At 67.9% G+C, this 7,302-nt stretch carries 7 protein-coding genes and 1 pseudogene; all 8 read left to right on the forward strand.

Translation table 11 applies throughout. The features are described 5' to 3' along the window. The first annotated feature begins 1 nt into the window (after nt 1). The gene (gene ureE / locus SYNGFB01_RS09410; protein WP_082325972.1) at nt 2–481 is read left to right on the forward strand and encodes an urease accessory protein UreE; all 480 of its coding nucleotides are present in this window, start codon (nt 2–4) and stop codon (nt 479–481) included. Then, nucleotides 471–1,202: an urease accessory protein UreF gene (locus SYNGFB01_RS09415; protein ID WP_048017835.1), complete on the forward strand. Its 732-nt coding sequence runs from the start codon at nt 471–473 to the stop codon at nt 1,200–1,202. Before ureE ends, SYNGFB01_RS09415 begins: the two co-directional genes overlap by 11 nt. After that, nucleotides 1,199–1,800: pseudogene (gene ureG / locus SYNGFB01_RS09420) on the forward strand (urease accessory protein UreG). Before SYNGFB01_RS09415 ends, ureG begins: the two are co-directional and overlap by 4 nt. Nucleotides 1,801–1,948: 148 nt before the next feature. Beyond that, entirely contained in the window at nt 1,949–3,241 is a 1,293-nt protein-coding gene (gene urtA, locus SYNGFB01_RS09425; RefSeq protein WP_048017830.1) for an urea ABC transporter substrate-binding protein, read from the forward strand. Nucleotides 3,242–3,332: 91 nt separating this feature from the next. Continuing rightward, a complete protein-coding gene (locus tag SYNGFB01_RS09430) occupies nt 3,333–4,490 on the forward strand; it encodes an urea ABC transporter permease subunit UrtB (protein ID WP_048017831.1) in 1,158 nt (385 codons plus the stop codon). 3 nt (nt 4,491–4,493) lie between these two features. Beyond that, nucleotides 4,494–5,639 carry an urea ABC transporter permease subunit UrtC gene (gene urtC / locus SYNGFB01_RS09435; protein WP_048017832.1) on the forward strand — a complete coding sequence of 382 codons (1,146 nt, stop codon included), beginning with the start codon at nt 4,494–4,496 and terminating at the stop codon, nt 5,637–5,639. Then, complete coding sequence (gene urtD / locus SYNGFB01_RS09440) at nt 5,636–6,430, forward strand: urea ABC transporter ATP-binding protein UrtD (RefSeq protein WP_048017833.1); 795 nt, start codon at nt 5,636–5,638, stop codon at nt 6,428–6,430. The genes urtC and urtD overlap by 4 nt, the downstream gene beginning before the upstream one ends. Nucleotides 6,431–6,452: 22 nt before the next feature. After that, a complete protein-coding gene (urtE, locus tag SYNGFB01_RS09445) occupies nt 6,453–7,163 on the forward strand; it encodes an urea ABC transporter ATP-binding subunit UrtE (protein WP_048017834.1) in 711 nt (236 codons plus the stop codon). Nucleotides 7,164–7,302: the final 139 nt, after the last annotated feature.

Here is a 7,302-nt window from a genome sequence, read left to right on the forward strand (position 1 = left end):
CCTGCGGCTGCCGCTCACGGCCGATCAGCGCACCAGCCTGCGCGGCCACAGGCGCTCGGCCTGCGGCCGCGACCTGGTGCTGCAGCTGCCGCGCGGCGCGGCGCTGGAGCCCGGCGATCTGCTGCTCCCGGAGAGCGGTTGCGGCGAGCCGGCGGTGCGGGTGGAGGCGGCGCCGGAGGCGGTGCTGCGGGTGCGCAGCGCCGACCCCCTCGGTCTGCTGCAGGCGGCCTATCACCTCGGCAACCGGCATGTGGCGATGGAGATCCATGCCGACCGGCTGATCCTCCCCGACGACAGCGTGCTGGCCGACCTGCTGCGCCGCCGCGGCCTGGAGGTGGAGCGGCTGCAGGCACCCTTCCGCCCCGAACCCGGCGCCTACGAGGGCCAGTTTCACCGCCACGGCCATCCGCACGGCCATCACGACACCCACGGCCATCACCATGGGCACAGCCACAGCCAGCCCCACGGCGATGCCCCCTGACCCGGCCGAAGCGGCCCGGCTGCGACTGTTTCAGCTGGTGAGCCCGGCTCTGCCGGTGGGGGCCTTCAGCTACTCCGAGGGTGTGGAGGTGCTGGTACAGCAGGGCCGCGTGGGCGATGCCGCGGCGCTGCGGGGCTGGCTCGAGGCCGAACTGCGCTGCGGGGCCCTCACCCTGGAGGTGGCCGCGCTGGCGCCGTTGCGGCAAGGCCTGGAGCGCTGGCGTGACCGGGATGGCGCCGACGCCCGCGTCGCGGCGGCGGATCTGATCGACCTCGACGGCTGGTTGCTCGCCCTGCGGGAGGCGCCGGAGCTGCGCGCCCAGCAGCGCCAGATGGGGCGCTCGCTGCTGCAGCTGCTCGCCGATCTCGGCTGGCCCCCGCCGGCGCTGCACGGCGTTTCCGCTGGCGCCGGGCCGGGCCACGCTCTGGCCTGGCCGGCGGCCTTCGCCTGGGCCTGCCTCTGCTTCGAGCTCGATTCCCCTGCCATGCAGGAGGCCTACCTCTACGGCTGGGCGGCCAATCAGATCAGTGCCGCGGTGCGGCTGGTGCCGCTGGGGCCCACCGAGGGCCAGCGCCTGCAGCTGCAGCTGGCCCCGCTGATCGCCGGGCGGGCCGCGGTGCTGGCGGTGGCCGATCCGCGGCGGCTGTGGAGCGGCGGGGTGGGCGCAGGCCTGGCGCAGCTGCGCCATGCTGAGCTTTACTCCAGGCTGTTCAGGAGCTGATGAGCAAGCTGCGGCTGGGGGTGGCCGGGCCTGTGGGCTCGGGCAAGACCGCCCTGGTGGAAGCGCTCTGCCGGCGGCTGCGCGATCGGCTGCAGCTGGCCGTGGTCACCAACGACATCTACACCCAGGAGGACGCCCAGTTCCTCACCCGCGCCGGTGCGCTCGAGCCCGGTCGCATCCGCGGCGTGGAGACCGGCGGCTGCCCCCACACCGCCATCCGGGAGGACTGCTCGATCAACCGGGCGGCGGTGGCCGATCTGGAGGCGGCTTATCCGGATCTCGATCTGGTGCTGGTGGAGAGCGGCGGCGACAACCTGGCCGCCAGCTTCAGCCCCGAACTCGTGGACCGCTGCATCTACGTGATCGACGTGGCCGCCGGTGACAAGATCCCGCGCAAGGGTGGCCCCGGCATCACCCGCTCCGATCTGCTGGTGATCAACAAGATCGACCTGGCGCCGCTGGTGGGGGCCAGCCTGGAGGTGATGCAGTCCGATACGGAACGGATGCGCTCCGGGCGGCCTGGTGCTTCACCAACATCCGCAGCGGTGAGGGGGTGGAGGCCGTGGAAGCGTTCGTGCTGCAGCAGCTGGCGGCCTGAGCGGCTCGATCAAAATTCTTTCTGAAGCAGCCCGTCGGCCGGCAAAAACAGTCGCAACCGCTACACAGTGTATTCGGCGCCACCCATACCTTCGGAGCACCGCTGATCAGCAGCGGACTATTCAGCGGTTCATCCGTAGGAGCATTTCATGAATCCCTCCTTCATGCGCAAACCCTCGCTGCGCCTGGTTGGTGGTGCCACTGCGCTGGCCACGGCCCTCTCCCTGGCGGCCTGCGGTGGCGGCGAGAAGGCCGGTGGAGATTTCGATGGTGAGGTGAAGGTGGGGATCCTTCACTCCCGCTCCGGCACCATGGCCATCTCCGAGAACACGGTGGCCGAAGCCGAGCTGATGGCCATCGAGGAAATCAACAAGGCCGGTGGTGTCAAGATCGATGGCAAGAAGCTCAAGATCGTGCCCATCGAGGAGGACGGAGCCTCCGACTGGCCCACCTTCGCCGAGAAGGCCAAGAAGCTGATCGACCAGGACAAGGTGGCGGTCGTGTTCGGCGGCTGGACCTCCGCCAGCCGCAAGGCGATGCTGCCGGTGTTCGAAGCCAAGGACCATTTCCTGTTCTATCCGATCCAGTACGAGGGTCAGGAATGCTCGAAGAACATCTTCTACACCGGGGCCACTCCCAACCAGCAGGCCGAGCCGGCTGTTTCCTGGCTGCTGAAGAACAAGGGCAAGGACTTCTTCCTGGTGGGCTCCGACTACGTGTATCCGCGCACCGCCAACACGATCATCAAGGAGCAGCTCAAGGCTGAGGGCGGCAACCTGGTGGGTGAGGACTACCTGCCTCTCGGCAACACCGAGGTGGCCCCGATCATCGCCAAGATCAAGCAGGCCCTGCCCAAGGGTGGCGTGATCGTGAACACCCTCAACGGCGACAGCAACGTGGCCTTCTTCAAGCAGCTGAAGGCGGCGGGCATCACTCCGGCCAACGGCTACGCGATCATGAGCTTCTCGATCGCCGAGGAGGAGGTGGCCGCGATCGGCCCCGAGTATCTCGAAGGCACCTACGCCGCCTGGAACTTCTTCCAGAGCCTCGATACCCCCGCCTCCAAGAAGTTCACGGAAGCCTTCAAGGCCAAGTACGGCGAGAACAGGGTCACCAATGACCCCGCTGAATCCGCCTACAACATGGTCTACCTCTGGGCCAAGGGTGCCGAGAAGGCCAACAGCATCGACGATAACAAGGTGCGCGAGGCGCTGATCGGCGTGACCTTCGATGCTCCGCAGGGTCCGATCGAGGTTCAGCCCAATCACCACACCACCGAACTGGTGATGATCGGTGAGGTGCAGAAGGACGGCATGTTCAAGATCATCGAGAACAAGGGCATCGTCAAGCCGCTGGCCTGGAACCAGTTCGTGCCCGAAACCAAGGGCTACACCTGCGACTGGACCCAGAACCGACCCGACGCCGGCAAGTTCAAGATGTGATCGGCGGCCTCACCGCACGACACAGGCATGGGGGGAGGTGATCTCCCCCCTTTTCTTTACCTCCCCATCGTCAAGTCCCCGCGGGGACACCATGACTGCACTTCTCGACACGCTCTTCAACGGTCTGGCGATCGGTTCGGTGCTGATGCTCGCCGCCCTCGGCCTGGCCGTGGTCTTCGGACTGATGGGTGTCATCAACATGGCCCATGGCGAGTTGATGATGCTCGGCGCCTACACCACCTACGTGGTGCAGAACCTGTTCAAGTCCGGCCCCCTGCAGGGCCTGTTCCCTGCCTACATCCTGCTCGCCATTCCGGTGGCCTTCCTCGTGAGCGGCCTGGCGGGCCTGCTGCTCGAGAAGACGGTGATCCGCCGCCTCTATGGCCGACCGCTGGAAACCCTGCTGGCCACCTGGGGCGTGAGCCTGATCCTGCAGCAGTTCGTGCGCTCGGTGTCCTCGGCCTTCGCCCTCGGTCTGATCACCGCGGTGGTGCTGGCCCTGCTGGCGCCACGGTTCACGCCCGAGGCCTGGTGGCGTCAGCGCTGGACGCCGCTGCTCTCCGTCGGCCGCTGGGTCGTGGCCGCCGCGGTTGGCGTGGCCCTGGCCTCCAGCCTGGCCAGCGTGCGGCCCCTGAATCACCCCTGGTTCAGTGCCCGCAACATCGACGTGACCGCTCCGCAATGGCTGCGCGGCTCGATCGATCTGGTGGGGGTGAACATGCCCACAGGCCGTCTGTTCATCATCGCCCTCACGCTGCTCGCGCTGGTCGCGGTGCACTGGTTCCTGCAGAAGAGCGTGTGGGGGATCCGCATCCGCGCCGTCACCCAGAACCGCCCGATGAGCAACTGCCTCGGCATCCCCACCGAGAAGGTGGATGCCCTCACCTTCCTGGTGGGCTCCGGGCTGGCGGGCGTGGCGGGCGTGGCCGTGACCCTGCTCGGCTCGGTGGGCCCCAACCTCGGCGGCAACTACATCGTGGACTGCTTCATGGTGGTGGTCCTCGGAGGTGTAGGCAAGCTGCTCGGCACTGTGGTGGCCGCCCTGGGGATCGGCATCCTCAGTTATGTGATCGGTTCGGGCTCGCTGCTGCTGGTGTGGCCCGCCATGCCCGCCGGGCTCAATGAGCTGGTGACCTTCTTCGCCACCACCTCGATGGCCAAGGTGCTCGTGTTCGCCGTGATCGTGGTGTTTCTGCAGTTCAGGCCCGCCGGCCTGTTTCCCCAGAAGGGCCGCATGGTGGAGGCCTGAGCGATGGCGGATCTCCTCTCCAGCCGTACCCTGCGTCGCGCCCTCCCCTGGGTGGTGGTGGCGCTGCTGGCCCTGCTGCTGCCGGCCCTGCTGCCACCCTTCCGGCTCAACCTGCTGGGTCGCTTTCTCTCCCTCGGCATCGTGGCGCTGGGGGTGGATCTGATCTGGGGCTTCACCGGCATGCTCAGCCTCGGGCAGGGCATCTTCTTCTCCCTGGGCGGCTACGNCCTGGGCATGTACCTCTCGCTGAATTCGCTGGAGCCGGGCCAGCTGCCCGAGTTCTTCTCGCTCTACGGGGTGAAGACCCTGCCGGCCTTCTGGCAGCCGTTCGGATCGCCCCTGTTCACCCTGATGGCGGTCTGGGTGATTCCGGCCCTGGTGGCCGGCGTGCTCGGCTACCTGGTGTTCCGCAACCGCATCAAGGGGGTCTACTTCTCGATCCTCACCCAGGCGGCCCTGCTGGTGTTCTTTAACTTCTTCAACGGCCAGCAGAAGCTGATCAACGGCACCAACGGCCTCAAGACCGACACCGCCCGCATCCTGGGCGAGCTGGTGGGCAGTGATGTCATGCAGCGCAACCTCTTCTGGCTCACCGTGGTGCTGGCGATCGGCGCCTTCCTGCTGTGTCGCTGGCTCACCAGCGGCCGCTTCGGCGATGNCCTGATCGCCATCCGCGATGACGAGCCGCGGCTGCGCTTCACCGGCTACAACCCAACCGCCTACAAGACCCTGGTATTCGCCGTGGCCGGTGNNCTGGCCGGGATCAGCGGAGCGCTCTACACCGTGCAGTCGGGCATCGTCTCGCCGCAGTACATGGCGGTGCCGTTCTCGATCGAGATGGTGATCTGGGTGGCGGTGGGAGGCCGCGGCACCCTGATCGGCGCCCTGCTGGGCGCCGTGCTGATCAACTACGCCAAGAGCCTGGTAAGCGAGGCCCTGCCGGAAACCTGGCTGTTCATCCAGGGCGGTCTGTTCCTGCTGGTGGTCACCGCCCTGCCCGATGGTCTGGTGGGCTGGTGGCGCGGCGGCGGACCCGCCCACCTGCAGGGCCTGATCGGCTGGCCGCCGCGGGCGGCTACCTATCCGGAGATCGACCTTGATCCAGCCGTGCAGGCCGAGAAAGCCGAACTCGAAGGAGGTGTGCGATGAGCGCGGCAGCCCCCGCATCGGTGGTTGGCGATGCCGCAGCTCCCCTGCTGGAACTGCGCGGTGTGAGCGTGAGCTTCGATGGCTTCTGGGCTCTCAACGACCTCAACCTGCGCCTGGCGCCCGGTGAGCTGCGGGCCGTGATCGGCCCCAACGGCGCCGGCAAGACCACCTTCCTCGATGTGATCACCGGCAAGGTGCGGCCCACCCGCGGGGATGTGCTGTATCACGGCCGCTCGCTGCTCGGCACCCCCGAGCACCGCATCGCCCGCCTCGGCATCGGCCGCAAGTTCCAAACGCCGCGCGTGTATCAGAACCTCACGCCGCGGCGCAACCTGGAGCTGGCCGTGAGCCGTCGCGCCGGGCCCCTGGATCTGCTGTTCGGCCGGCTGGATTCCACCGCCCGCGACCGGGTGCAGCATCTGCTCGGGGTGGTGGGCCTGGAGCCCCACGCCAACCGGCTGGCCGGCGGGCTCTCCCATGGCCAGAAGCAGTGGCTGGAGATCGCCATGCTGGTGGCCCAGGATCCCCAGCTGCTGCTGGTGGATGAGCCGGTGGCGGGTCTCACCGACGAGGAGACCGAGCGCACCAGCGACCTGATGCGCCAGCTGGCCGGTGATCACACCGTGCTGGTGATCGAGCACGACATGGAGTTCATCCGCGATCTGCAGGCGCCGGTCACGGTGCTGCACGAGGGTCACGTGCTCTGCGAGGGCTCGATGGATCAGGTGCAGAGCGACCCGCGGGTGATCGAGGTGTATCTCGGCAGCGAGGCCGAGGGTGAATTCAACTGAGCCCCATCAGGAGAGCGACGCCATGACTGCCACCCTCCAGCTGCAGGGGCTCAACGTCTACTACGGCGAGAGCCATATCCTGCGCAACGTCGACCTGAGCGTGCGGAAAGGCCAGATGGTCTGCCTGATCGGCCGCAACGGGGTCGGCAAGACCACCCTGCTGAAGACCGTGATCGGGCTGCTGCGCCAGCGCAGCGGTTCGGTGCAGCTGCTGGATCGGGAGGTGTCGGCCCTGCCGCCCCACAGCCGCGCCCGCGGCGGCATCGGCTACGTGCCGCAGGGTCGGGAGATCATTCCCCAGCTCACGGTGCGCGAGAACCTGCTGCTCGGCCTGGAGGCCCTGCCCGGCGGCCTGGGTCAGAACCGCCACATCGATCCGATCGTGTTCGAGCTGTTCCCGATCCTGGAGACCTTCCTGAACCGCCGCGGCGGCGACCTCTCCGGCGGTCAGCAGCAGCAGCTGGCCATCGCCCGGGCTCTGCTCGGCAAGCCGAAGCTGCTGCTGCTCGATGAGCCCACCGAGGGCATCCAGCCTTCGGTGGTGCTCGACATCGAGCGGGCGGTGCGCCGGATCATCGAGACCACCGGCATCAGCGTGCTGCTGGTGGAGCAGCACCTTCACTTCGTGCGCCAGGCCGACTGGTACTACGCCATGCAGAAGGGTGGCGTGGTGGCCAGCGGCCCCACCAGCGAGCTCAGCAAGGACGTGGTGGACCGCTTCCTGAGCGTCTGAGTCGCGGCTGACCTCGGCGGCCGGGATCACAGTGGCTGCCGGCCCTACAGCAGCTGCCGCCAGAATCGCTCGGCCGCCGCGGCGGCGTCGCCGCGGAGCGGCAGGGCAGCGCCCTCGAAGGCGGCGATCGGCCGGCAGC

This window comes from Synechococcus sp. GFB01 (genome assembly GCF_001039265.1).
Classification (GTDB): Bacteria; Cyanobacteriota; Cyanobacteriia; order PCC-6307; family Cyanobiaceae; genus NIES-981.

Coding starts and splice junctions, on each gene's coding strand:
- SYNGFB01_RS09415 (WP_048017835.1), top strand. CDS start 471: ATGCCCCCTGACCCGGCCGAAGCGGCCCGGCTGCGACTGTTTCAGCTG.
- urtA (WP_048017830.1), top strand. CDS start 1,949: ATGAATCCCTCCTTCATGCGCAAACCCTCGCTGCGCCTGGTTGGTGGT.
- SYNGFB01_RS09430 (WP_048017831.1), top strand. CDS start 3,333: ATGACTGCACTTCTCGACACGCTCTTCAACGGTCTGGCGATCGGTTCG.
- urtD (WP_048017833.1), top strand. CDS start 5,636: ATGAGCGCGGCAGCCCCCGCATCGGTGGTTGGCGATGCCGCAGCTCCC.
- urtE (WP_048017834.1), top strand. CDS start 6,453: ATGACTGCCACCCTCCAGCTGCAGGGGCTCAACGTCTACTACGGCGAG.